The organism is Halopseudomonas salegens (assembly GCF_900105655.1).
In the GTDB taxonomy this organism is placed as follows: domain Bacteria; phylum Pseudomonadota; class Gammaproteobacteria; order Pseudomonadales; family Pseudomonadaceae; genus Halopseudomonas; species Halopseudomonas salegens.
The window spans coordinates 3,009,062-3,032,164 of the sequence record NZ_LT629787.1 but is presented as its reverse complement, the minus strand read 5'-3'; the positions used below and the strand labels follow the sequence as shown (position 1 = coordinate 3,032,164).

The window sequence follows — 23,103 nt, the reverse complement described above, 5'->3', positions numbered from 1 at the left end:
GTGTTGGTTTCCGGACGCCTCAGGTATTGGCGTCCAGCTCCTCGATGGTCTGGTTACGATTGGTATAAATGCAGATGTCGCCGGCGATGTTCAGGCTGGTTTCAACAATCTCCCGCGCCGACAGTTCGGTATGCTGCAGCAATGCGGTGGCGGCGGCCTGAGCAAAGGGGCCACCGGAGCCGATGGCAATCAGGCCATGTTCCGGTTCGATAACGTCGCCATTGCCGGTGATGATCAGCGAAGCATCCTTGTTGGCGACCGCAAGCAAGGCTTCAAGCTTGCGCAGGGCGCGGTCGGTACGCCAGTCTTTGGCCAGTTCGACAGCGGCACGAACCAGGTTGCCCTGATGCTTTTCAAGCTGCGCTTCGAAGCGCTCGAACAAGGTGAAAGCATCGGCGGTACCACCGGCAAAACCGGCAATCACCTGATCCTTGTACAGTCGGCGTACCTTGCGGGCATTGCCTTTCATCACGGTATTGCCAAGGGAAACCTGGCCATCGCCGCCGATAACGACTTTGCCCTGACGGCGGACGGAAACAATAGTAGTCACGCGCAACTCCTGCTGGATTGAATGGGGGAAATGCGGATCCGAAAGACAAGTATTGGGGCATGACCGGGCATTTCAAGCCCGGTCAGCCAGTACGGCCAGGATTACTGGTTCGCGTTGCGCCGTTGCAGCAGCAGATTGTCGAAGCCGTTGCCGGCCAGCATGCTCTGAGCCTGATTGAGTTTTTCGCGGTCATGGAAGGGGCCGACCTGCACCCGGTACCAGGTATCGCCATCGTTCAGCCGTGCTGGCTCCAGCTGGACGCTGAGTCCGAGCAACAGGATTTGCGCACGCACCCGATCAGCATCGCTCTGCTGGCGGAAGGAGCCGGCCTGAAGAAAGAAGCGGGTGTCGCTTGGCGCGGGTGCGCTGGACTCGCTTGTCTCGTCGTCCCGTGTCTCGGCTGTGCTGGCAGGTTTTTCCGGTACAGCGGATTCCGGCACCATAACCTCCGACTCGGGAAGCAAGGTGTAGAACTCGTAGCGGGTTTCGCTGCGTGGCGGTGGGTTGGGTTGCGCTGGCTGCACGGCCGGACGCGGAGGCGTACGGTCTCGCTGGACCGATTGATTGCCCGGTTCCAGCTGCAGTAACAGGGTGGCAAATACCCCTATAATCAGCCCGCCAAGCAGCCAGGCCCAACCTGGCAGGGCACGCCTGGGGGCGGCTTGCGCGCGGCTGGCACCGCGGCGGGGTGCGGGTTTGCGTCCTTTGGCCATGGGCTTTACATGCGCTCCAGCGTGTTGATTCCAAGAAGATTAAGGCCTTGGGCCAATGTTCGTCCAGTCAGTGCGGCCAGGCGCAGTCGGCTGTCGCGTTGCTCGGGTTGTTCAGCCGCCAGAATCGGGCATTGTTCGTAAAAGCTGGAGAAGCGCCCGGCCAGTTCGTACAGGTAGGTACAGAGTACGTGGGGCGTGCCCTCACGGGCGGCGTATTCCAGCGTGGGGAGGAACTGTGCCAAGTGCGCGCCGAGATCCACTTCTGCGTCGGCCTCGAGCTTCAATGGCGCCAGATCATCCAGCTGCTGCATACTGCGTTCACACTTGCGAAAGACACTGGCGACGCGGGTGTAGGCATACATCAGGTAGGGTGCGGTGTTGCCATCAAAGCTGAGCATCTGTTCAAAATTGAAGCTGTAATCGCTGCTGCGGTGCTTGGACAGGTCGGCATATTTGACCGCGCCGATGCCCACGGCACGGGCGATCTGGCGCAGTTCGTCTTCGGCCAGCTGCGGGTTCTTGCTCTGCACCAGACCGTAGGCGCGCTCTTCTGCCTCATCCAGCAGATCAGTCAGTTTGACCGTGCCACCATCGCGGGTCTTGAACGGCTTGCCGTCGGCACCATTCATGGTGCCAAAGCCCATATGCTCCAGTTGCATCTCCGGCGGCACAAAGCCGGCCTTGCGTGCGACGGCAAACACCTGCTGGAAATGCAGGGCCTGCCGCTGATCGACGAGATACAACGCGCGGTCGGCCTGCAATTCTTTCGCACGGTAACGCATGGCAGCCAGGTCGGTGGTGGCATACAGGTAGCCGCCACCGGCTTTCTGCACAATCACCGGCAATGCCTTGCCTTCGCTGTTTTTGAATTCGTCGAGGAATACGCATTGGGCCCCGGCGTCTTCGGTCAGTAGTCCCTTGTTGCGTAATTGCGTAACGATGTCGGCCAGCTGATCGTTATAGGCGCTTTCACCGCGGACGTCAGCGGTGGTGAGGCTAACACCCAGGCGGTCATATACTGCCTGGCAGTGACCGAGGGAGATCTGGTTGAAGCGTTGCCACAGGGCCAGGCACTCAGGGTCGCCAGCCTGCAGTTGCACCACCCGCTGACGTGCGCGCTCGGCAAACTCGGGGCTCTGGTCAAAGCGTTGCTTGGCCTGGCGGTAGAAATTCTCCAGGTCGCCCAGCTCGGCCTGGTCGTCCACGCTGTATTCTTCCAGGTAGGCCAGCAACATGCCGAACTGGGTGCCCCAATCGCCAACATGATTCTGGCGGATTACCTCGTGACCAAGAAAGCCGAGAATGCGGGTAATGGCGTCCCCGATAATGGTCGAACGCAGGTGCCCGACGTGCATTTCCTTGGCCAGGTTGGGCGAGGAGTAGTCGATCACCACCCGCTGCTTCGGGTTAGGCGGCGGAGCACCCAGTAGCGGGTCGTCGAGTGCCTGTTGCAATTGCTCGGCGAGCCAGTCGCGGGCCTGGAAAAAGTTGATAAAGCCAGGGCCGGCAATGTTGATATCGGCAATGGCCGGGTCGCTGGGCAGGGCGGCGACCAGTTTTTCCGCAAGCTCACGCGGCTTCAGGCCGGCTGGCTTGGCCAACATCAAGGCGAGGTTGCTGGCGAAGTCACCGTGCGTTTTGTCGCGGGCATTTTCGACCTGAATGCGCGGGCTGAGGTCGGCGGGCAACTCTCCCTGCTGTTGCAGGGTGCTGACGGCTTGGGCGAGCAACTGACTGATAAGGTTTTTCATGGGCGTTTGACGGATCCGCTGGGCCTTGAAGAAAACCCGCTATTATCCGCGCTTGGCAGGCAGATGCCAAACATTCAGAACATATCCAGCGGATCGATATCCAGTGACCAGCGTACTTTGCGACCCTGGGGGGCTTGTTCCAGCAGCGGCAGCAACTGATGCAGCAGGTTGTGCAGCGGTGCGCGTTGATTGGCTTGCAGCAACAGCTGTGCACGATAGCGCCCGGCACGACGCTCCATGGGTGAGGGTACGGGACCGAGCAGCTCGACGGACAGCTGCTGCGACGCTTGCAGATTTTCGGCACTGACGCTGGCTTGCTCGAGGAAACTGTTGACTTGCTCCGGCGCAGTGGACTCGGCCCGCAGCAAGGCCATAAAACTGAAGGGCGGCAGGTTTGCGCTGCGTCGGGCTGCCAGCTCGCTGTGGGCAATCGCCGCATAGCCCTGCTCGGTGAGGTCGAGCAAGAGCGGATGATCGGCCATATGGGTCTGGATCAGCACCTGCCCCGGTTTGTCGGCACGGCCCGCGCGACCGGCAACCTGGGTAATCAGCTGTGCCATGCGCTCGGGGCCGCGAAAGTCGGCCGAGAAGAGTCCGCCGTCGGCATCCAGAATGGCAACCAGTGTAACGTTCGGGAAATGATGTCCCTTGGCGAGCATCTGGGTGCCAACCAGCAGGCAGGGACCGCCAGCATGAACCTGCTTGAGCAGTTGCTGCATGGCCTGCTTGCGCGAGGTGCTGTCGCGGTCAATACGCACTACCGGGGTATGTGGAAAACACTGCTTCAGGTGTTCTTCACTGCGCTCGGTGCCGGCCCCGACCGGGCGCAAATCCTCGCTGTTGCATTTGGGGCAATGGCGGTCCAGCGGGCGCTGGCTGTCGCAGTGATGGCATTGCAGGTAGGTGGGCGATTGATGCACGGTCATGCGTGCATCGCAGCGTGAACACTCGGCAATCCAGCCACAGTCATGGCACATCAGGGTCGGTGCAAAACCACGGCGGTTGAGAAATACCAGCACCTGATTGCCCTTGCCCAGGTGCTCGCCAATGGCCTGCAGCATGGGTTGCGACAGGCCACCCTGCAGTGGCCGGCTGCGAATATCCAGGCAGTGCATCTGCGGTGGCTGGGCATCTCCGGCACGTTGCTGCAGGCGCAGATGCTGGTAGCGTCCAGTGTCGGCATTATGCAGGCTTTCCAGTGCGGGGGTGGCTGAGCCAAGGATGATGCCGCAATTGTCCAGGCGTGCGCGATACACGGCCAGATCGCGCGCGTTGTAACGCAAGCCGTCCTGCTGTTTATAGGACAGGTCATGCTCTTCATCGATAATGACCAGCCCGGGGTTGGCCAGCGGGGTAAACACCGCTGAGCGGGTGCCAATGACAATGCCCACTTCGCCATTGCGCGCGGCCAGCCAGGCATCCATGCGTTCGCGGTCATTCAGCCCGGAATGCAGGATAACCACCGGCACACTGAAGCGTTGACGAAAGCGTTCCAGGGTTTGCGGCGTCAGGCCGATCTCCGGAATAAGCACCAGGGCCTGTTTGCCATGGCGTAGACAGTGTTCAATCGCCTGCAGGTAAACTTCGGTCTTGCCGCTGCCGGTCACCCCTTCGAGCAACCAGCAGGTAAAGCCTTTGCTGGCAATGATCGCGTCCAGCGCGGCTTGCTGTTCGGCATTTGCGGTAAGCGGAGCTTCGCGTAGCAGGGGCAGGGGTTCGTTGCTGTGGTGTGGCGATTGTCGTATTTGCTGTACCAGACCCTTCTTTTCCAGGGTGTCCAGAGTATCGCGCTGCAAGCCCCACTGCCCGAGCAGTGCATGGGATAGCCCGTGCGGATGCTGGCCGAGGATCTGTACTGCCTGCTTCTGTCGAGGGGCTCGGCTGATTGCCGGGTGTTCCGGGTAGGCGCCGGGCAATAGTTGCCAGAGCAATTGCTGGCGCGCCAGCGCAGGTTCGCCCTGGCGCAACAGTGTCGGCAGGGCGCAACTGAGAGTATCACCCAGGCTGTGTTGATAATAATTGGCGGTCCAGCGACAGAGTTGCCATAGTGTGTCGGGCAGAATGGGCTCAATGTCGAGCACCTCGCTGGCGGCTTTCAGCTTGTCCCGCGGTATTGTGCTCTGGTCGGTGATGGCGGCGACAAATCCCACCAGTTGTCGCCGACCAAAGGGGACCCGAACCCGCACGCCCGGGCGCAAGCCCTCGCTGGCGATTCCGCGGGGAGCACGGTAATCGAACAAGCGACGCAGTGGTGAAGGCAGAGCAACCTGCAGGATGACTTCAGACATCCATTGTTCCTTTATAAAGGGTTACAGCGGACGGCATTTCCGCACGAAGATGGTAGCATTGACGGGCGGCATGCGTGATGCTTGCGTCTGTGCCGGATTCTGTTATTATCGCCGGCCTATTTTCCGGTCCCTCTGCGCATGTATCGGGTCTGGTGGTTGAACATTGATATGGTGCGGTGCCAGGCCAGGTTGGTTTGGTGGCGGCACAAGACACGAGGATTTACCGATGAAAGCTGATCTGCATCCCAAGTACGAAGAAATCGAAGCGACCTGCAGCTGCGGCAACGTGATCAAGACACGTTCCACCCTGTGCTCAACTATCCACCTGGACGTTTGCTCTGAGTGCCATCCTTTCTATACCGGCAAGCAGAAAGTTCTCGACACCGGCGGCCGCATCGAGCGCTTCAAGCAGCGTTTCGGCGCGATCAGCAGCAAGTAAATTGTTGCCAGCCCGCCTGACCATGTCAGTCCGGTTAGTGAAAAAGGCGCTCATTATGAGCGCCTTTTTCTTGTCTGCAATTTGTCAGTGGGGCGTCGCCGATACCCGTTGTCAGGCAACGGCAACCACCGAGCCGGTCAAGCTGATGCGCGTGATTGACGGCGACACCGTTGAATTGTCAGATGGGCGGCGCGTACGCTTGATCGGCCTTGATACGCCGGAAATCGGTTATCGCGGCGAGCCCTCCGAGCCCTTTGCGCTGGCTGCCCGCGACCGCTTGCGTGAACTGGTGGTTGCCGGCGAGCTGCGTATGCAGGTCGGCGAAGAGGCCGAGGATCGCTACGGACGCACACTGGGGCACCTGTTTACCGCCAATGGCAGTAATGTCGAGGCGCGCTTGCTGGCTGAAGGCCTGGGTTTTGCGCTGGCTGTTCCACCCAATACAGCGCTGTGGCGCTGCCAGGCGGCAGCTGAAGCGCAGGCACGTCAGCAGGGGCTTGCGCTATGGGGTGTTGATCCGGTTCGCCCCGCGAGTCAGTTGCGATCCGGCGGCTTTGCCCTGATTCGTGGCAAGGTAACCAGCATTGATCGCGCCGGCAAACAGTTGTGGATTGAGCTGGATGGGCCCTTGGTGTTGCGTTTGCGTGATACTGATCGGCAGCACTTTGCCGGATTGCGCCCGGAGGCATGGCAGGGTCGCGAAATGGAAGTGCGTGGCTGGGTTATCGAACGCGGCAGCCGGCGCCCGGGGCGCAAACCCTTGCTGCTACCTCTGGAACACCCCGGGATGCTGAAATTACTGACGCCCTAGTGTTGGGATAACCAAAAGTAGTATGCTTGTGGGCTTTACATAGATGCAGTGAATGGCCTTGTGAGCTGTCGGGCTTTTCCTGTATTGTCGCCCGTCCGCATGAGCAACCTGACTGGAACTATTGACCATGTCTGATCTGAGAACCGATGCACTTGCCTATCACGCAGAACCGCGTCCCGGCAAACTGAGCGTTGAACTGACCAAGCCTACCGCTACCGCCCGTGATCTTGCCCTGGCTTACAGCCCGGGTGTTGCCGAGCCGGTGCGGGAGATCGCCAAAGATCTGAATAACGCCTACAAATACACCGGCAAGGGTAACCTGGTCGCCGTTATTTCCGACGGCACCGCCATTCTGGGGCTGGGTAATCTGGGTCCGCTGGCCAGCAAGCCGGTAATGGAAGGCAAGGGTGTGTTGTTCAAGCGGTTCGCCGGCATTGATGTGTTCGACATTGAAGTGGAATCTGAAAGCCCGCAGGCTTTCATCGATACCGTCAAGCGAATCTCTTGCACCTTTGGTGGTATCAACCTGGAAGATATCAAGGCGCCCGAGTGCTTTGAAATCGAGCGTGCACTGATCGAGCAGTGCGACATTCCGGTATTCCACGATGACCAGCATGGCACCGCCATTGTGACTGCCGCGGCCATGGTTAACGCGCTGGAGCTGGCTGACAAGACCCTGGAAGACGCCAAGATCGTTTGCCTGGGCGCTGGTGCTGCAGCGATTGCCTGTATGAAGCTGCTGGTCAGCATGGGCTCCAAGGTCGAGAACATCTATATGCTCGATCGCAAGGGTGTGATCCATTCCGGCCGTGAAGACCTGAACGAATACAAGGCAATCTTCGCTACCGAGACTGACAAGCGCACGCTGACCGATGCACTGAAAGGTGCCGATGTCTTTGTTGGTCTGTCGGGCCCTGACCTGCTGCCACCAGCTGATCTCAAGCTGATGGCTGAAAATCCGATCGTGTTTGCCTGCTCCAATCCGGATCCGGAAATCAAGCCGGAGCTGGCCAAGGCTTCTCGCCCTGACGTGATCATGGCGACGGGTCGTTCGGATTACCCGAACCAGGTGAATAACGTACTGGGCTTCCCCTTCATCTTCCGTGGTGCGCTGGATGTGCGTGCTACCACGATCAATGAAGAAATGAAGATTGCGGCCGTGCATGCGATTCGCGAGCTGGCGAAAGAGCCGGTGCCGGAGTATGTCTCTGCAGCCTATGGCGGCATCCCGCTGGAGTTTGGCCGTGAGTACATCATTCCCAAGCCGATGGACGTACGCCTGATTGAGCGTGTGCCGGCGGCCGTTGCCCAGGCAGCCATTGATTCCGGTGTGGCGACACAGCCCTATCCGGCTCACTACCCGCTGAAATCGGTTGAAGACGTCAAGTAAGTCTTGCCGCTGAACACAAAAGCCCCGCTCTGCGGGGTTTTTGTGTTTCTGTCGCACGGCGGCGGCTATTATTTGCGTCCCCGGGTGAAGAAAGCCTTGACGGCAAACCTGAGCGGCCTATAATGCGCGTCTTGCTGAGCGGGGCTGTTTTGTAAAAGCTCTTTTTTATCAATAGGTTACGTCTTCTTTCGTGTTGCAATAACAGTTGACAGCAAGGTGCGGCGCAGTAGAATACGCCGCTCGCAACCACCTCTTTGGAGGTTGCCGGAGTGCTTCAGGTTGAAGCGTCTCCAGGCAGTAAAAAAAGGTTGCAAAGAGGTGTTGACGAGCAGGGTTTCTGCTGTAGAATACGCCTCCCTGACACGCACAAGGCCTTGGCCTGGCGGGTCGGACAAGCCGGATTTGAAGTTCAGTTGCTCGCAACGAAATGTTCAAAAAAAGCTTGACGAATTAGAGGCTTAGCGTAGAATGCGCGGCCTGGTCCAGCGGAAACGCAGACCGAATCGCTCTTTAAAAAATTGGAATCAAGTAATTCGTGTGGGTGCTTGCTCAGGGTCTTGATGATCGACAGATTATCAGCCAAGCAAGTTACTCTGTGAATTCATGAGTTTATTTGTAAAGGCTGAGCCAAGTTTAGGATTTTTTCAAAATCCGAATTGATTTAAAACTGAAGAGTTTGATCATGGCTCAGATTGAACGCTGGCGGCAGGCCTAACACATGCAAGTCGAGCGATTGAAGGGAGCTTGCTCCCTGATTTAGCGGCGGACGGGTGAGTAATGCCTAGGAATCTGCCTGGTAGTGGGGGACAACTCGGGGAAACCCGAGCTAATACCGCATACGTCCTACGGGAGAAAGTGGGGGATCTTCGGACCTCACGCTATCAGATGAGCCTAGGTCGGATTAGCTTGTTGGTGAGGTAACGGCTCACCAAGGCAGCGATCCGTAACTGGTCTGAGAGGATGATCAGTCACACTGGAACTGAGACACGGTCCAGACTCCTACGGGAGGCAGCAGTGGGGAATATTGGACAATGGGGGCAACCCTGATCCAGCCATGCCGCGTGTGTGAAGAAGGTCTTCGGATTGTAAAGCACTTTAAGTTGGGAGGAAGGGTTGTACGTTAATAGCGTGCAATTTTGACGTTACCAACAGAATAAGCACCGGCTAACTCTGTGCCAGCAGCCGCGGTAATACAGAGGGTGCAAGCGTTAATCGGAATTACTGGGCGTAAAGCGCGCGTAGGCGGTCAAGTAAGATGGGTGTGAAATCCCCGGGCTCAACCTGGGAACTGCATCCATAACTGCTTGACTAGAGTACAGTAGAGGGTGGTGGAATTTCCTGTGTAGCGGTGAAATGCGTAGATATAGGAAGGAACACCAGTGGCGAAGGCGACCACCTGGACTGATACTGACGCTGAGGTGCGAAAGCGTGGGGAGCAAACAGGATTAGATACCCTGGTAGTCCACGCCGTAAACGATGTCAACTAGCCGTTGGGGACCTTGAGTCTTTAGTGGCGCAGCTAACGCACTAAGTTGACCGCCTGGGGAGTACGGCCGCAAGGTTAAAACTCAAATGAATTGACGGGGGCCCGCACAAGCGGTGGAGCATGTGGTTTAATTCGAAGCAACGCGAAGAACCTTACCTGGCCTTGACATGCTGAGAACTTTCCAGAGATGGATTGGTGCCTTCGGGAACTCAGACACAGGTGCTGCATGGCTGTCGTCAGCTCGTGTCGTGAGATGTTGGGTTAAGTCCCGTAACGAGCGCAACCCTTGTCCTTAGTTACCAGCACGTTATGGTGGGCACTCTAAGGAGACTGCCGGTGACAAACCGGAGGAAGGTGGGGATGACGTCAAGTCATCATGGCCCTTACGGCCAGGGCTACACACGTGCTACAATGGGCGGTACAGAGGGTTGCCAAGCCGCGAGGTGGAGCTAATCTCTCAAAACCGTTCGTAGTCCGGATTGGAGTCTGCAACTCGACTCCATGAAGTCGGAATCGCTAGTAATCGCGAATCAGAATGTCGCGGTGAATACGTTCCCGGGCCTTGTACACACCGCCCGTCACACCATGGGAGTGGGTTGCTCCAGAAGTAGCTAGTCTAACTTTCGAGAGGACGGTTACCACGGAGTGATTCATGACTGGGGTGAAGTCGTAACAAGGTAGCCGTAGGGGAACCTGCGGCTGGATCACCTCCTTAATCGAAAGATCACAAACGCTGTTCAAGCACTCACACGAATTACTTGATTCCCTGGTTTTGGCGATTGGCATGTGGCTCTGTGAGCTGCAACAAGCCCAGATGATTGGGTGGTGAAAAGCCCGAGGCAATTGGGTCTGTAGCTCAGTTGGTTAGAGCGCACCCCTGATAAGGGTGAGGTCGGCAGTTCGAATCTGCCCAGACCCACCAATTGTCGAGGTGTGAAGGTCTGAAGGGGCCATAGCTCAGCTGGGAGAGCGCCTGCCTTGCACGCAGGAGGTCAGCGGTTCGATCCCGCTTGGCTCCACCATCGCCGCACAAAAACCGGATATGACACAGAGTACAGACAGGAATGATCCTGGGAGCTTGCTCCATTAGAATCGATCATTGCTGTCTGGTCTTTGCGCCAGACGTTCTTTAACAATTAGGGTTTGTGATAGAAGTACAGCGTATACAGTGTTTCACTGCATTGTATACAGCTAAGGTAACTTGTGATCTCAAGCAAGTTCCGGATTGTCGTGAATCATGTCAAATACCTATGACAGCGAATGATCGGCTTACCCACGGGTTTACCTGGCGGGTGTGCAGATTGTTTGGGGTTATATGGTCAAGTGAATAAGCGCATACGGTGGATGCCTTGGCAGTCAGAGGCGATGAAAGACGTGGTAGCCTGCGAAAAGCTTCGGGGAGGTGGCAAACAACCTTTGATCCGGAGATGTCTGAATGGGGAAACCCACCCAACACAAGTTGGGTATCACACACTGAATACATAGGTGTGTGAGGCGAACCCGGGGAACTGAAACATCTAAGTACCCGGAGGAAAAGAAATCAACCGAGATTCCCCAAGTAGCGGCGAGCGAACGGGGACTAGCCCTTAAGCAGTTTTGAGTTTAGTGAAAGGTTCTGGAAAGTTCCGCCATAGTGGGTGATAGCCCCGTACACGAAAAGCTCTTAGCTGTGAAATCGAGTAGGTCGGCGCACGTGAAACGTTGACTGAACATGGGGGGACCATCCTCCAAGGCTAAATACTCCTGACTGACCGATAGTGAACCAGTACCGTGAGGGAAAGGCGAAAAGAACCCCTGTGAGGGGAGTGAAATAGAACCTGAAACCGTATGCGTACAAGCAGTGGGAGCGGACTTGTTCCGTGACTGCGTACCTTTTGTATAATGGGTCAGCGACTTATATTTTGTGGCAAGCTTAACCGTATAGGGGAGGCGTAGGGAAACCGAGTCTTAATAGGGCGTTTAGTCGCAAGGTATAGACCCGAAACCGGGCGATCTATCCATGGGCAGGTTGAAGGTGCCGTAACAGGCACTGGAGGACCGAACCGACTACCGTTGAAAAGTTAGCGGATGACTTGTGGATAGGAGTGAAAGGCTAATCAAGCTCGGAGATAGCTGGTTCTCCTCGAAAGCTATTTAGGTAGCGCCTCGTGTATCACCACTGGGGGTAGAGCACTGTTTCGGCTAGGGGGTCATCCCGACTTACCAAACCGATGCAAACTCCGAATACCAGTGAGTGTCAGCACGGGAGACACACGGCGGGTGCTAACGTCCGTCGTGAAAAGGGAAACAACCCAGACCGTCAGCTAAGGTCCCAAAGTTATGGTTAAGTGGGAAACGATGTGGGAAGGCTTAGACAGCTAGGAGGTTGGCTTAGAAGCAGCCATCCTTTAAAGAAAGCGTAATAGCTCACTAGTCGAGTCGGCCTGCGCGGAAGATGTAACGGGGCTCAAACCATACACCGAAGCTACGGGTTCATCTTAGGATGAGCGGTAGAGGAGCGTTCTGTAAGCCTGTGAAGGTCAATTGAGAAGTTGGCTGGAGGTATCAGAAGTGCGAATGCTGACATGAGTAACGACAATGGGAGTGAAAAACTCCCACGCCGGAAGACCAAGGGTTCCTGCGCAACGTTAATCGACGCAGGGTGAGTCGACCCCTAAGGCGAGGCCGAAAGGCGTAGTCGATGGGAAACGGGTTAATATTCCCGTACTTCTAGTTACTGCGATGGGGGGACGGAGAAGGCTAGGCCAGCAAGGCGTTGGTTGTCCTTGTTTAAGGCGGTAGGCTGAGATCTTAGGAAAATCCGGGATCTTAAGGCCGAGAACCGATGACGAGCTTTCTTTTATGAAGGCGAAGTGGTTGATGCCAAGCTTCCAGGAAAAGCCTCTAAGCTTCAGGTAACTAGAAATCGTACCCCAAACCGACACAGGTGGTCAGGTAGAGAATACCAAGGCGCTTGAGAGAACTCGGGTGAAGGAACTAGGCAAAATGGCACCGTAACTTCGGGAGAAGGTGCGCTGGTGAGGGTGAAGTATTTACTACGTAAGCCCATGCCAGTCGAAGATACCAGGCCGCTGCAACTGTTTATTAAAAACACAGCACTCTGCAAACACGAAAGTGGACGTATAGGGTGTGACGCCTGCCCGGTGCCGGAAGGTTAATTGATGGGGTTAGCTTCGGCGAAGCTCTTGATCGAAGCCCCGGTAAACGGCGGCCGTAACTATAACGGTCCTAAGGTAGCGAAATTCCTTGTCGGGTAAGTTCCGACCTGCACGAATGGCGTAATGATGGCGGCGCTGTCTCCACCCGAGACTCAGTGAAATTGAAATCGCTGTGAAGATGCAGTGTATCCGCGGCTAGACGGAAAGACCCCGTGAACCTTTACTATAGCTTTGCACTGGACTTTGAATTTGTTTGTGTAGGATAGGTGGGAGGCTTTGAAGCGTGGACGCTAGTTCGCGTGGAGCCAACCTTGAAATACCACCCTGGCAACTTTGAGGTTCTAACTCTGGTCCGTTATCCGGATCGAGGACAGTGTATGGTGGGTAGTTTGACTGGGGCGGTCTCCTCCCAAAGAGTAACGGAGGAGTACGAAGGTGCGCTCAGCACGGTCGGAAATCGTGCGTAGAGTATAAAGGCAAAAGCGCGCTTGACTGCGAGACCAACACGTCGAGCAGGTACGAAAGTAGGTCTTAGTGATCCGGTGGTTCTGTATGGAAGGGCCATCGCTCAACGGATAAAAGGTACTCCGGGGATAACAGGCTGATACCGCCCAAGAGTTCATATCGACGGCGGTGTTTGGCACCTCGATGTCGGCTCATCACATCCTGGGGCTGAAGCCGGTCCCAAGGGTATGGCTGTTCGCCATTTAAAGTGGTACGCGAGCTGGGTTTAGAACGTCGTGAGACAGTTCGGTCCCTATCTGCCGTGGACGTTTGAGATTTGAGAGGGGCTGCTCCTAGTACGAGAGGACCGGAGTGGACGAACCTCTGGTGTTCCGGTTGTCACGCCAGTGGCATTGCCGGGTAGCTACGTTCGGAAGAGATAACCGCTGAAAGCATCTAAGCGGGAAACTTGCCTTGAGATGAGATCTCACCGGGAGCTTGACTCCCCTAAAGGGCCGTCGAAGACTACGACGTTGATAGGCTGGGTGTGTAAGCGTTGTGAGGCGTTGAGCTAACCAGTACTAATTGCCCGTGTGGCTTGACCATATAACACCCAAGCAATCTGGTGTGTATGGACAGATGAACGACAAGACGGACTTGTGCGATCACTGTTACTAAACATCTATCACAACCCTATTGGCCCTGGCGTGGTAATCCACGACAGTGCAAAAGAATTGCTTGACGACCATAGAGCGTTGGAACCACCTGATCCCATTCCGAACTCAGCAGTGAAACGACGTATCGCCGATGGTAGTGTGGGGTTTCCCCATGTGAGAGTAGGTCATCGTCAAGCGCCTATACCAAAACCCCGATTATCGAAAGATGGTCGGGGTTTTATCTTTGTGCGCAGGAAAGTGGTTAACGGAAAGCTTCCAGCTTCCAGCGAAACCCACCAGCAGAAAACAGCCCCCTACACCTAGCCACTCCCGATACCTCCCGCCTTCAGCGAAAACAAATAAGCAACAAGCAGCTTCCTGCATCAATCTCGTCGTTAATAACAACCGCAAGCATTCATTCTCGAGCAGAGCGGCGGTATGATGCGTGCCTTGCAAATATTGAGTAAGGTTCGATGCTGAAAAAGTTGCTGGCGTTGATGGCTGATGGCGAGTTTCACTCCGGTGAAGTTCTGGCTGCTGACCTGGGTGTTAGTCGTGCGGCGGTATGGAAGGCTTTGCAGCCGCTGGTTGATGAAGGGTTCCCGCTGCAACGCGTACGCGGTCGTGGCTACCGCATTCCACGCGGAGCGGCATTGCTGGATGAGGGTGTGATCCAGGCCGCTTTGCCTGCCGAATGCGCCGAGCGTTGGCGATGGCATCTGTTTGATCGAGCAGATTCAACCAATACACGAGCCCATCATTTAATCAGCCTGGAAGGTCCTCGACCGCTGATTTGCCTGGCGGAGCAGCAAAGCAGCGGTCGCGGTCGCCGTGGACGTGCCTGGTCCAGTCCCTATGCACAAAATATCTATCTGACACTGGTAGAGCCATTCACCGGTGGTGCCCAGGCGTTGGAAGGGCTGAGTCTCGTCGTGGGTCTGGTGCTGGTGGAAACATTGGCAGAAGCAGGTTTCAATGACTGTCAGCTGAAATGGCCGAACGATGTGCTGTATCGCAATCGCAAGCTGGCCGGCATCCTGATAGAAATTGGTGGCGACCTGACGGCAGACTGCGTGGCCATCATCGGCGTGGGCATTAACGTGCATATGCGCAATGCGGGTGATGAGATCAATCAGCCCTGGACGTCACTGGCGCAGCATGCAGGCCAGGGTGATCTCAACCGCAATCACCTGATAGCCATTTTCCTCAGTCGCCTGCATCTGGCGCTTGAACGCTTTCGTGTAGAAGGTTTCATTCCTTTTCGCTCGGCCTGGGAAGCACACGATGCCTGGTTGGGATGTGCTGTGCAGGTGCAGTCGGGTGAGCGAGTGTTAGCGGGTACCGAGCAGGGTGTCGATGCCAATGGCGGTCTGCGCTTGCAGGTTGATCAGGACATAGTGGTATTGAACGGTGGTGAGCTCAGCCTGCGATTGCAGTCGACTTCTTGAGCCATCTGACGTGAAAAAAGCATTTGCGCCCGGACATCGCCCATAAAAAAACGCCTGATACATTCGCATCAGGCGTTTTTTGACGTGCAGCCGCTCTTACTTCTGGGCAGCTTTTTCTTTCTCTTTGGCGATAACGGCTTCGGCTACGTTAGCCGGGCACGGTGCGTAGTGCGAGAACGACATTGAGAATTGACCGCGACCTGAGGTCATGGTCCGCAAGGTGCTGATGTAGCCGAACATTTCTGCCAGCGGTACATCGGCCTTGATGCGAATGCCGGTTGAACCAGGCTCTTGGCCAGCAATCATGCCGCGGCGGCGGTTAAGGTCACCGATGACGTCGCCAACATGATCTTCCGGTGTGAATACATCAACCTTCATGACTGGCTCAAGCAGCTGTGGAGATGCCTTGGGCATGGACTGACGGAATGCACCCTTGGCGGCGATTTCAAAGGCAATGGCCGAGGAGTCAACCGCATGGTAGCCACCATCGGTCAGCTCAAAGTGAACATCCAGTACCGGGAAGCCAGCCAGCGGGCCAGTTCCCATCAGAGAGGCGAAGCCCTTCTCGATCGCGGGGAAATATTCCTTGGGAACGTTACCGCCGACCACACTGGAGTGGAAGGTAAAGCCGGAGTTTGGTTCGCCAGGCTTGATGGTGTAATCGATCTTGCCGTACTGACCGGAACCACCCGATTGCTTCTTGTGTGTGTAGCTGTCGGTCACTTCGCGGGTAATGGTTTCGCGGTAGGCAACCTGTGGCTGACCGACTACGAGTTCAACGCCGTAGGTACGCTTGAGGATGTCGACCTTGATGTCCAGGTGCAGTTCGCCCATGCCCTTGAGGATGGTTTCACCGGAATCGATGTCCGTCTCAACACGGAAGGTCGGATCCTCAGCAACCATCTTGCCGATGGCAACACCCATCTTCTCGGTGGAGCCCTTGTCCTTGGGCTCAACGGAGATGGAGATCACTGGCTCGGGGAACACCATGGCTTCCAGCGTGCAAGGATGCTTGGGATCACACAGGGTGTGACCGGTCTGCACGTTCTTCATGCCGACGATGGCAATAATATCACCAGCGGTGGCAAAGCTCAGTTCGTTGCGCTCGTCAGCCTGCATTTCGACCATGCGGCCGACGCGCTCGGTCTTACCGGTGAACGAGTTGAGGATGGTGTCACCCTTGTTCAAATTACCGGAGTAAATACGTACGAAAGTCAGGGCGCCAAAACGGTCGTCCATGATCTTGAACGCCAGCGCGCGGAAGGGCTCGTCGGCGGACACGATGGCGTGCTTGCCGGTCGGGTTGCCTTCTTCGTCAGTCAGCGGCTGCGGATTGACTTCCTGCGGTGCAGGCAGGTAATCGACTACGGCGTCAAGCAGCAACTGCATGCCCTTGTTCTTGAACGCAGAGCCGCAATAGGTCGGGAAGAAAGCCAATTCCAGCGTGCCCTTGCGAATGCAGCGCTTGATATCATCGATGGCAGGTTCTTCGCCTTCCATATAAGCCATCATCAGGTCGTCGTCCATTTCGACAGCCGATTCAATCAACTGCTCGCGATAGGCTTCAACGTCGTCGACCATCTCGGCCGGAATCTCCTGCACACTGTAGTTTTCCGGCTTGCCGGTATCATCCCAGACATAGGCCTGGCGAGTCAGCAGGTCGACAACGCCGGAGAAGGTGTCTTCACGACCGATCGGCAGGGTCATGATCAGTGGTTTTGCGCCCAGCACTTTCTTGACCTGATCGGTCACGCGAATGAAGTCAGCACCGATGCGGTCCAGCTTGTTGACGAAGATCAGACGCGAGACCTTGGAGTCGTTAGCATAGCGCCAGTTGGTTTCAGACTGGGGCTCAACGCCGCCGGAACCACAGAATACGCCGATGCCGCCATCGAGCACTTTCAGCGAACGATACACTTCAACAGTGAAGTCAACGTGGCCGGGGGTGTCGATTACATTGAAGCGATGGTCTTTCCAGAAGCAGCTGACCGCTGCGGACTGGATGGTAATCCCGCGCTCGGCTTCCTGATCCATGAAGTCGGTAGTGGATTCGCCTTCGTGGACCTCGCCGAGTTTGTGAATACGCCCGGTGAGCTTGAGGATGCGCTCTGTGGTAGTGGTTTTGCCGGCATCAACGTGGGCGAAGATACCAATATTGCGGTAGAGAGATAGATCAGTCATTGCATTCCCTGATAGCCGGTTTGGTTGGAAAATAGCGCCATATACTACAGGAATATGTGGATCCGCGCTCTGTTTTTACGCGTTAAACAATAACTCGGACGAATGGCGCAGGCGCTGCCGGGTGTGCGGGCTGATAGAATCATGGCGGTATCATGAAAAACGCTGCTATATAAGCATGTTTTCCATTCATTCCGGGCGCACTGGGCGTTATGATGCGGGTCGTTTCAGGTCGTGGTGTAAGCGTATGGTGCAGCAGTTATCAATATCTTTGTCTGGTGAGCGGTCGCCCAATGGTGGCGAGGTGAGCCTGGGGTTGAAAGATGCTACTTGAGCTGGATTGCGGTAACACACTGATCAAATGGCGCTTGCTTGATCGCGAGGGGCGGGTGCGTGACCGTGATATGGCGCCCGATCTGGTGGAGTTGCAACGCTTGCTTGGTGGGCAGGAGCGTGAAATACGCGGTTGCAGATTGGTTAGTGTGCGCTCGGAGGAAGAAACCCGTGTGGTCATGGATCAGTTGACCAGTTGGTTGAAGCTCCACCCTGTACTGGCCCGCAGTACAACCGAGCTGGCCGGGGTGCGAAATGGCTACAGTGATGTTACGCGGCTGGGCATGGATCGTTGGCTGGCATTGGTCGCGGGCTACAGTATCTGTCAGCGTGCCTGCGTGGTGATTGATTTGGGGACGGCGGTTACTGTCGATTTCGTCGCTGCCGACGGCCAGCACATGGGCGGTTTTATAGCGCCCGGTACCGGGTTGTTGCGTAGCAGCCTGCAGCGTCACACTCGATTGATCCGTTATGATCAGGGCTTGCATAGTGATTTGCGTTCGCCGACACCGGGAAGCAATACGGCCGAGGCTGTGGAATATGGCTGCGAGCTGATGCTCGCCGGTTTCGTGCGCGAGCAGCTGCGTATTGCCACCCAGCTGCTGGGTAATAAAGTGCTGGTGATTCTTACCGGAGGAGACGCTACGCGCATGGCGGAAATGTTGCCCAGTGAATGCAATGTGATCAATGACCTGGTATTTGAAGGTCTCGCGCTTGCCTGCCCGATGGAGTCGGATTAATGCGCTGGGTATTTTTGAGCCTGCTGCTGATCAATATTCTGTATGCCTTGTGGCAAGTTCAACAGGGCAATCTGCAGTGGGATGCCGGTCGGCCTGCGACACCTGTTGCGCAGTTGTCGGAGCGTGCCGGCACGGCTCCTGAAAACAGGACTGATGTTGCGGCCGGGTTATGCATGCATCTGGGTGGTCTTGAGGATGGCGAGGATCTTGGCGCGCTGCGCCAGCGGCTGTTGGCGCTGGGTGTGGCGGCGCGCATGGTTGCTCTGGATAGTGTGGCCGAGGAAGACTATCTGTTGGTCAAAACGGTTCCGGGCGGGCGCTCTGAAGTGCTGGCTGCGCTGCGCTTGTTGCAGGATAGCGGTATCGAGAGTTACATGATTGGCGACGGCGCCATGGCTGGCAAGATTGCTCTTGGTGTTTTTTCCAGTGTCGAGTCCGCCAGGAATCGTCGCGAGCAGCTCCAGTTGCAAGGTTACGATAGTGAGATTGAGCAGCTGGAGCGCTATGTCACTCAGGTCTGGCTGGAGGTCGATAGTGAAGCGCGTCGACTGGTCGATGCGAATATGCTGCAGCGCCTGCGTGATGTCTTTCCTGGTCTGGTGCACCACTATCGTCCTTGCGGCAGTCTTCCGCCTGCCGGTGTCTGATCAAGCCTTGCTGTCCCCCGGATATTGGCCTGAAATATATGTCGTTCAAACGTTGCTTTGCCGGGTCTGTACTGCGGTTTACAGGCTTTGCTTTCAAGTTGCGGTTTTTGCAGAGAAAAGTGTTGACAGCCGGATGCCAAGTGACGAAAATGGCGCCCTCTTGCGGAGGGGTTCCCGAGTGGCCAAAGGGATCAGACTGTAAATCTGACGCGCAAGCTTCGAAGGTTCGAATCCTTCCCCCTCCACCAGTTTTCGCAATGCCAAGTGCCTGGCGGGTATAGTTCAACGGTAGAACCTCAGCCTTCCAAGCTGATGGTGCGGGTTCGATTCCCGCTACCCGCTCCAATCTTGGTCCTTGCACCCGGTGTAAGCTCATGTAGCTCAGTTGGTAGAGCACACCCTTGGTAAGGGTGAGGTCAGCGGTTCAAATCCGCTCATGAGCTCCAGTTCAAGGCAGATATGTGAATATCTGCCTTTTATTTAATGGTCGCGTGACTCGCGCATTACACTCACGAAAGGGGATCTCTCGATGGCTAAAGAGAAGTTCGAACGCAGCAAACCGCACCTGAACGTGGGCACCATTGGTCACGTTGACCATGGCAAGACCACCCTGACTGCGGCTCTGACCAAGGTCTGTGCTGAAGTATACGGCGGCTCTGCCCGCGCTTTCGATCAGATCGATAACGCGCCGGAAGAGAAGGCTCGTGGTATCACCATCAACACCTCGCACGTTGAGTACGATTCTCCGACTCGTCACTACGCGCACGTTGATTGCCCTGGTCACGCTGACTATGTGAAAAACATGATCACCGGTGCCGCTCAGATGGACGGCGCAATCCTAGTTTGTTCCGCTGCTGACGGCCCGATGCCGCAGACGCGCGAGCACATCCTGCTGTCTCGCCAGGTAGGCGTTCCTTACATCGTCGTGTTCCTGAACAAGGCTGACATGGTCGATGACGAAGAGCTGCTCGAGCTGGTCGAAATGGAAGTGCGTGATCTGCTGAGCACCTATGACTTCCCGGGTGACGACACGCCGATCATCATTGGTTCCGCGCTGATGGCGTTGGAAGGCAAGGATGACAACGGCATTGGCGTGACTGCGGTTACCAAGCTGGTCGAGACTCTGGACAGCTACCTGCCAGAGCCCGAGCGTGATATCGACAAGCCGTTCCTGATGCCGATCGAAGACGTTTTCTCCATCTCTGGTCGCGGTACTGTTGTGACTGGTCGTGTTGAGCGCGGCATCGTTCGTGTACAGGAAGAAGTCGAGATCGTTGGTATCAAGGACACCACCAAGACCGTTTGTACCGGTGTTGAAATGTTCCGCAAGCTGCTCGACGAAGGTCGTGCCGGTGAGAACGTTGGTGTACTGCTGCGTGGTACCAAGCGTGAAGACGTTGAGCGTGGTCAGGTACTGGCCAAGCCGGGTTCCATCACTCCGCACACCAAGTTCGAAGCTGAAGTCTACGTACTGGGCAAAGATGAAGGTGGTCGTCACACCCCGTTCTTCAAGGGTTACCGTCCGCAGTTCTACTTCCGTACCACTGACGTGACTGGTTCTTGCGAACTGCCGGAAGGTGTTGAAATGGTAATGCCGGGCGACAACGTCAAGCTGGTTGTCACCCTGATCGCTCCGATCGCCATGGAAGATGGTCTGCGCTTCGCGATTCGCGAAGGCGGCCGTACCGTTGGTGCCGGCGTGGTTGCCAAGATCATCGAGTAATAACGTTTGATCTTGACTGATCGAGCCGGTAGAATGCCCGGCTCGATCGCGATTACAGGCCAGTAGCTCAATTGGCAGAGCGGCGGTCTCCAAAACCGCAGGTTGGGGGTTCGATTCCCTCCTGGCCTGCCAGATTTTTCTGGCATAGCAAAAACAGGACTGGATGATTCATGAGTACGAAGGTTGAAAACCACGATAGTCGCTTGGATACCATCAAGTGGGTATTGGTCACTGCTCTTGTAGTCGTCGGCGTTGTTGGTAATTACATGTATTCCAGCGAGCCCGTCCTGTACCGCGCTATTGTCCTGGTTGTCCTTGGTGCTCTTGCGGGCTTTGTTGCCCTGCAAACCGCCAAAGGCAAGTCATTCTGGGCATTGCTGAAAGAAGCGCGCATCGAGATCCGCAAAGTAGTGTGGCCGACCCGGCCGGAAACTATACAGACAACTTTGATCGTGCTGGCCGTTGTGTTGGTCATGGCATTGATTCTCTGGGGTCTGGATACATTTCTGGGTTGGATTATTTCTTTCTTTATTGGTTAAAGGTGCTCCGTGGCTAAGCGTTGGTACGTCGTACATGCCTATTCGGGTTACGAAAAGCATGTCATGCGCGCTCTTCAAGAGCGTGTAAAGCTTGCCGGCATGGAGGATCTGTTCGGCGAAATTCTGGTGCCCACTGAAGAAGTGGTTGAAATGCGTAATGGCCAGAAGCGCAAGAGCGAACGAAAGTTCTTTCCCGGCTACGTGCTGGTTCAGATGGATATGAGTGAAGCATCCTGGCATTTGGTCAAGGATACTTCGCGGGTGCTGGGTTTTATCGGCGGCACCGCCGACAAGCCAGCGCCGATCAGCGACAAGGAAGCGGATATCATTCTGCGCCGCGTTGCTGATGGTACTGACAAGCCGCGGCCGAAAACACTGTTCGAGCCGGGTGAAGTGGTACGTGTTACCGATGGTCCTTTTGCTGATTTCAATGGGGTTGTCGAAGAAGTGAATTATGAGAAGAGCCGTGTTCAGGTGGCTGTTCTCATTTTTGGCCGCCCCACACCGGTGGAGCTGGAATTCAGTCAGGTAGAAAAAGGCTGAGTTCGACCGATCCCCTGAACCCTGCAGTGCCTTCGGGCGGTGCGGGGTTTTGTTGTCAGTGGGAAATATAGTTAAAACGGGGAGCCGCGCAGCGGCGTTTGCACCCATTGGAGAGTACACATGGCGAAGAAGATTCAGGCTTATATCAAGCTGCAAGTCAAGGCCGGCCAGGCCAACCCGAGTCCGCCGGTAGGTCCGGCTCTGGGTCAACATGGCGTTAACATCATGGAATTCTGCAAGGCGTTCAACGCCAAGACCCAGGGCATGGAGCCGGGTCTGCCGACACCTGTGGTTATTACTGTATACGCTGACCGCAGCTTTACCTTTGAAACCAAGAGTCCGCCGGCTGCAGTCCTGCTGCTCAAAGCTGCTGGCCTGAAGAGTGGTTCGGCCCGCCCCAACAGCCAGAAAGTCGGCACTGTAACCCGTGCCCAGCTGGAAGAGATCGTCCAGACCAAGCAAGCGGATCTGACCGCTGCTGATATGGATGCTGCCGTACGTACCATCGCTGGCTCCGCGCGCAGCATGGGTCTGAACGTGGAGGGTGTGTAAATGGCTAAGTTGAGCAAGCGTCAAAAGGCGATCAACGAAAAAGTTGCGCCAAACAAGGCTTATAGCTTCGAAGAAGCAGCCGCGCTGCTGGCTGAAGTGTCCAGCGTCAAGTTTACCGAATCCTTTGATGTCGCCGTTAACCTCGGTGTTGATCCGCGTAAATCCGATCAGGTTGTGCGTGGCGCTACCCTGTTGCCGCACGGCACAGGCAAGACCGTTCGTGTTGCTGTTTTCACCCAGGGTGCCAATGCAGAAGCTGCACTGGCTGCCGGTGCCGACAAGGTCGGTATGGATGATCTGGCTGCAGAAATGAAAGCCGGTGACCTCAACTATGACGTGGTTATCGCTTCTCCGGACGCCATGCGCGTTGTCGGTCAGTTGGGTCAGCTGCTGGGCCCGCGTGGTCTGATGCCGAACCCGAAAGTCGGTACCGTTGCCGCTGACGTGGGCACTGCAGTGAAAAATGCCAAGGCTGGTCAGGTTCGCTACCGTACCGACAAGAACGGCATCATTCATTGCTCGGTTGGCAAGGTCGGATTCGATGCTGACAAGCTGAAAGAGAATGTTGAAGCCCTGCTGGCCGACCTGAAAAAGGCCAAGCCGTCCACTTCCAAGGGTGTCTATCTGCAGGGCGTTGCCCTCAGCACCACCATGGGCCCGGGCGTGAAAATTGATCAGGCTTCGCTGGACATCTAAGTATTCCGGCGCACCCTT

The 23,103-nt window shown here is 56.1% G+C and carries 16 protein-coding genes, 6 tRNA genes and 3 rRNA genes; 20 read left to right on the top strand and 5 right to left on the bottom strand.

The window, feature by feature from the left end; all coding sequences use genetic code 11:
• Positions 1–19 precede the first annotated feature (19 nt).
• From hslV to BLU07_RS13990, 4 genes are all read right to left on the bottom strand, one after another.
• On the bottom strand, positions 20–550 hold the full coding sequence (hslV, locus tag BLU07_RS14005; RefSeq protein WP_092387976.1) for an ATP-dependent protease subunit HslV: 531 nt from the start codon (positions 548–550) through the stop codon (positions 20–22).
• Positions 551–651: 101 nt separating this feature from the next.
• Positions 652–1,263, bottom strand: a complete 612-nt coding sequence (locus BLU07_RS14000) for an SPOR domain-containing protein (RefSeq protein WP_092387973.1) — start codon at positions 1,261–1,263, stop codon at positions 652–654.
• Between the two features lie 5 nt (positions 1,264–1,268).
• Complete coding sequence (argS, locus tag BLU07_RS13995; protein WP_092387970.1) at positions 1,269–3,014, bottom strand: arginine--tRNA ligase; 1,746 nt, start codon at positions 3,012–3,014, stop codon at positions 1,269–1,271.
• A 74-nt stretch (positions 3,015–3,088) separates the two neighbouring features.
• Entirely contained in the window at positions 3,089–5,302 is a 2,214-nt protein-coding gene (locus BLU07_RS13990) for a primosomal protein N' (protein WP_092387968.1), read from the bottom strand.
• 226 nt (positions 5,303–5,528) lie between these two features.
• Here BLU07_RS13990 and rpmE point away from each other — a divergent pair, with 226 nt between their 5' ends.
• The 9 genes from rpmE (at position 5,529) to birA (ending at position 15,134) form a co-directional block, all read left to right on the top strand.
• Positions 5,529–5,741: a 50S ribosomal protein L31 gene (rpmE, locus tag BLU07_RS13985; protein ID WP_092387965.1), complete on the top strand. Its 213-nt coding sequence runs from the start codon at positions 5,529–5,531 to the stop codon at positions 5,739–5,741.
• A 55-nt stretch (positions 5,742–5,796) separates the two neighbouring features.
• A complete protein-coding gene (locus BLU07_RS13980) occupies positions 5,797–6,552 on the top strand; it encodes a thermonuclease family protein (protein WP_231701644.1) in 756 nt (251 codons plus the stop codon).
• 127 nt (positions 6,553–6,679) lie between these two features.
• The gene (locus tag BLU07_RS13975; protein ID WP_092387962.1) at positions 6,680–7,942 is read left to right on the top strand and encodes a malic enzyme-like NAD(P)-binding protein; all 1,263 of its coding nucleotides are present in this window, start codon (positions 6,680–6,682) and stop codon (positions 7,940–7,942) included.
• Between the two features lie 664 nt (positions 7,943–8,606).
• Positions 8,607–10,143, top strand: a 16S ribosomal RNA gene (locus BLU07_RS13970).
• Between the two features lie 130 nt (positions 10,144–10,273).
• Positions 10,274–10,350 (top strand) — tRNA-Ile (locus BLU07_RS13965).
• Between the two features lie 24 nt (positions 10,351–10,374).
• Positions 10,375–10,450 (top strand) — tRNA-Ala (locus BLU07_RS13960).
• A gap of 295 nt (positions 10,451–10,745) precedes the next feature.
• Positions 10,746–13,636 (top strand): 23S ribosomal RNA (locus BLU07_RS13955).
• 131 nt (positions 13,637–13,767) lie between these two features.
• Positions 13,768–13,883 (top strand): 5S ribosomal RNA (gene rrf, locus BLU07_RS13950).
• Together the 16S, 23S and 5S rRNA genes with 2 tRNA genes alongside form the textbook arrangement of a ribosomal RNA operon.
• Positions 13,884–14,159: 276 nt before the next feature.
• Positions 14,160–15,134: a bifunctional biotin--[acetyl-CoA-carboxylase] ligase/biotin operon repressor BirA gene (gene birA / locus BLU07_RS13945; RefSeq protein ID WP_092387959.1), complete on the top strand. Its 975-nt coding sequence runs from the start codon at positions 14,160–14,162 to the stop codon at positions 15,132–15,134.
• A 96-nt stretch (positions 15,135–15,230) separates the two neighbouring features.
• Here birA and fusA read toward each other — a convergent pair whose 3' ends face one another.
• Positions 15,231–17,315 carry an elongation factor G gene (gene fusA, locus BLU07_RS13940; RefSeq protein ID WP_092387956.1) on the bottom strand — a complete coding sequence of 695 codons (2,085 nt, stop codon included), beginning with the start codon at positions 17,313–17,315 and terminating at the stop codon, positions 15,231–15,233.
• A 320-nt stretch (positions 17,316–17,635) separates the two neighbouring features.
• Between fusA and BLU07_RS13935 the strand changes: the two genes are divergently transcribed.
• The 11 genes from BLU07_RS13935 to rplA all read left to right on the top strand — a co-directional run bounded on the left by BLU07_RS13935 (position 17,636) and on the right by rplA (position 23,085).
• Positions 17,636–18,385, top strand: coding sequence for a type III pantothenate kinase (locus BLU07_RS13935; protein WP_092387953.1), 750 nt, complete (start codon positions 17,636–17,638; stop codon positions 18,383–18,385).
• Positions 18,385–19,032 (top strand): hypothetical protein, encoded by a 648-nt coding sequence (locus tag BLU07_RS13930; RefSeq protein WP_092387950.1) that lies wholly within the window; start codon positions 18,385–18,387, stop codon positions 19,030–19,032. Before BLU07_RS13935 ends, BLU07_RS13930 begins: the two co-directional genes overlap by 1 nt.
• Before the next feature lie 164 nt (positions 19,033–19,196).
• Positions 19,197–19,280 (top strand) — tRNA-Tyr (locus BLU07_RS13925).
• A 23-nt stretch (positions 19,281–19,303) separates the two neighbouring features.
• Positions 19,304–19,377 (top strand) — tRNA-Gly (locus BLU07_RS13920).
• Between the two features lie 25 nt (positions 19,378–19,402).
• Positions 19,403–19,478: transfer RNA gene (locus tag BLU07_RS13915), tRNA-Thr, on the top strand.
• A gap of 83 nt (positions 19,479–19,561) precedes the next feature.
• Positions 19,562–20,755: an elongation factor Tu gene (tuf, locus tag BLU07_RS13910; RefSeq protein ID WP_092387918.1), complete on the top strand. Its 1,194-nt coding sequence runs from the start codon at positions 19,562–19,564 to the stop codon at positions 20,753–20,755.
• Positions 20,756–20,811: 56 nt separating this feature from the next.
• Positions 20,812–20,887: transfer RNA gene (locus tag BLU07_RS13905), tRNA-Trp, on the top strand.
• A 38-nt stretch (positions 20,888–20,925) separates the two neighbouring features.
• The gene (secE, locus tag BLU07_RS13900) at positions 20,926–21,294 is read left to right on the top strand and encodes a preprotein translocase subunit SecE (protein ID WP_092387947.1); all 369 of its coding nucleotides are present in this window, start codon (positions 20,926–20,928) and stop codon (positions 21,292–21,294) included.
• Between the two features lie 9 nt (positions 21,295–21,303).
• The gene (nusG, locus tag BLU07_RS13895; RefSeq protein WP_092387944.1) at positions 21,304–21,837 is read left to right on the top strand and encodes a transcription termination/antitermination protein NusG; all 534 of its coding nucleotides are present in this window, start codon (positions 21,304–21,306) and stop codon (positions 21,835–21,837) included.
• 120 nt (positions 21,838–21,957) lie between these two features.
• Positions 21,958–22,389, top strand: a complete 432-nt coding sequence (rplK, locus tag BLU07_RS13890) for a 50S ribosomal protein L11 (protein ID WP_092387941.1) — start codon at positions 21,958–21,960, stop codon at positions 22,387–22,389.
• Positions 22,390–23,085, top strand: a complete 696-nt coding sequence (rplA, locus tag BLU07_RS13885) for a 50S ribosomal protein L1 (RefSeq protein WP_092387938.1) — start codon at positions 22,390–22,392, stop codon at positions 23,083–23,085. It abuts the gene before it with no gap.
• Positions 23,086–23,103: the final 18 nt, after the last annotated feature.